The following is a 2615-nucleotide window of genomic DNA, read 5'->3' on the forward strand; positions in this document are numbered from 1 at the left end:
CGCATCGTGCTTTCCGAAAATCGATTCCGATTTTCGGAAAGCACGATGCGCTAGACATTCCGCGCTGCCGGTTTTCTCGCCGGAACGTGCCGATGGACGGTGAGCGCGGCTGCATATAACTATGAAAAAATTCATAGTATTGCGGCAAGTTTTTGGCTTTGTCATACTTTTGTCAATAAGCAAGCCTGCCGCCGCAAAAGGCAGGTCTCAGAGGGGTTCCGATGCTGAGATTCTTCCTCCATCGCGTCGCGATGGCGATACCGACGGTGATCATCGTTTCGATTGCCGTGTTCGGGCTGATCCGTCTCATTCCCGGCGATCCGGCAGCCCTGATGCTCGGCGACATGGCCGATGACAGGCAGATCGCCGAACTGCAGACGGAACTCGGTCTCGACAAGCCGCTCCCGCAGCAATTCCTGATCTGGAGCGAAAACGCGCTCTCCGGCGATCTCGGCCGCTCGATCGTCAATGACGAGCCGGTGCTGCCGCTCGTCGCCGCGCGCTTCGTCATCAGCGGCGAGATCGTGCTGATCGCGGTGGTGCTGGCCGCCATTCTCGCCGTGCCCGCCGGGATCATCGCCGCGTGGCGGCAGAATTCGGTGACGGACCTCGCTCTTGTCGGAACGGCGACGCTGCTTCTCTCTATACCGACCTTCTGGCTCGGCCTGCTGCTTCTCCTTCTGTTCGGCCTGAAGCTCGGCTGGCTGCCGGTGCTCGGCTATGTGTCGCTGCGCGACAATTTCACCGAGGGGCTGATCTACATCATCATGCCGGTGGCGACCCTCGTCATGCACGAGATGGGCGTGCTGCTGCGCATGGCCCGCGCCTCGACGCTGGAAGTCCTGCGGCTTGACTACATTACCCATGCCCGCGCCAAGGGGCTTTCCGAAATGGCGGTTCTGTGGCGTCACGCCTTCAAGAATGCCTTTGGCCCGACCTGGACGATGATCGGCCTCATTCTCGGCAATCTGCTCGGCGGCATCGCCGTGATCGAGACCGTGTTCTCGATCCCCGGCCTCGGCCGGCTGATGGTCGACAGCATCTTCCAGCGGGATTACCCGGTCATCCAGGGCTGCCTGCTGTTCGTGGCGCTCTCCTATGTCGTCGTCAACCTGATCATCGACCTGTTCTATCCGCTGTTCGATCCCCGGGTGACGGCACAATGAGAAAACTGTCCTATAATGCCGCGATCGGCGGTTTCCTGATTGCGCTCCTGCTTATCGTCGCCCTTATCGGGGCGTTCTGGACGCCCTACGACCCGCTCAAGCTCGATTTCGTCGCCCGGCTGAAGCCGCCGAGCGCCGCCCACTGGATGGGAACGGATGAGTTCGGCCGCGACGTGTTGAGCCGGATCATGGTCGGCGCCGGCGCAAGTGTGTGGATCGGCACGCTGACGGTCACCTTCACAATTGTCATGGGCACGCTGATCGGCCTCGTCAGCGGCTATGCGCGCGGCCTGACGGACGGTCTGATCATGGCCGTCAACAATGCGCTGCTCGCCTTTCCGGGCATCCTCCTGGCGCTCGGCCTGCTCGCCGTCTTCGGCGCAAACCAGTATGGCATCATCTTCGCGCTCGGCATCGCCTATACGCCGTCGATGGCGCGACTGGTGCGCGGCGTGGTGATGACGCTGCGCGAAGCCGAATTCATCGAAGCCTCGAAGCTGATGGGCAACAGCGAGTTCTACACGGTGTTCCGCCACATCCTGCCCAATTGCCTGGCGCCGATGTCGGTGCTGGCGACCACCATGTTCGGCTGGGCGATCCTGTCGGAAAGCGCGCTCTCCTTCCTCGGCCTCGGCGTGCCGCCGCCGGCGCCCACCTGGGGCAACATGCTGGCCGCCGGCCGGCCGTTCATCGAGCAGGCCGTCTGGCTCGGCGTTTTCCCCGGCCTCTGCATCGCGCTCACGCTTCTCGGCATCAATCTTCTGGGCGACGCGCTGCGCGACCGTCTCGACCCGCGCATGAGGGGGCTGAAATGATGAGGGATCTTCTCCTTTCCGTCCGCGGCCTGACGCTTTCCCTCGGCAATGGCGTCAAGCTCGTCGACAATGTCTCCTTCGATGTCCGCCCCGGCGAGATCTTCGGCATTGTCGGCGAATCCGGCTCCGGCAAGACGCTGGCGACCCGCGCGCTGATGTCGCTTCTGCCCGCCGGCATCACGCCGGTGAGCGGCGAGACCGTGTTCGAGGGCCGCGACACGCTGACCATGAGCCCGCGCGATCTGAGATCGCTGCGCGGCGCGCGGATCGGCATGGTGTTCCAGGAGCCGATGACCTCGCTCAACCCGTCGATGCTCATCGGCCGGCAGTTGGAGGAGGGGCTGAAGCTCCACACCGGGCTTACCCGTGAGAAGCGCCGGGACGCGATCCTCGCCATGCTGGAAAGGGTCGGCATCGTCGATCCGAAGGGCGCGCTTACGGCCTATCCGCACGAGTTTTCCGGCGGCATGCGCCAGCGCATCATGCTCGCCTCCGTCATGCTGCTGAAGCCGGCGCTGCTCATCGCCGACGAGCCGACGACGGCGCTCGACGCGGTGATCCAGCGCGACGTGATGGAGCTGATGGTGGAGCTCACCCGCGCCGAAGGCACGGCGGTGCTCCTGATCAGCCACGA

General features: G+C 63.7%; 3 protein-coding genes. All 3 read left to right on the forward strand.

Annotated features, from left to right (window positions below; all coding sequences use genetic code 11):
* Positions 1-221: 221 nt before the first annotated feature.
* The gene (locus tag AC5DC2_RS22730) at positions 222-1166 is read left to right on the forward strand and encodes an ABC transporter permease (protein ID WP_024709135.1); all 945 of its coding nucleotides are present in this window, start codon (positions 222-224) and stop codon (positions 1164-1166) included.
* The gene (locus AC5DC2_RS22735) at positions 1163-1981 is read left to right on the forward strand and encodes an ABC transporter permease (protein WP_491700131.1); all 819 of its coding nucleotides are present in this window, start codon (positions 1163-1165) and stop codon (positions 1979-1981) included. The genes AC5DC2_RS22730 and AC5DC2_RS22735 overlap by 4 nt, the downstream gene beginning before the upstream one ends.
* On the forward strand, positions 1978-2615 hold a 638-nt coding region (locus tag AC5DC2_RS22740), incomplete at its 3' end, for an ATP-binding cassette domain-containing protein (protein ID WP_491700132.1). The genes AC5DC2_RS22735 and AC5DC2_RS22740, both read left to right, overlap by 4 nt.

Source organism: Martelella sp. (genome assembly GCF_984369615.1).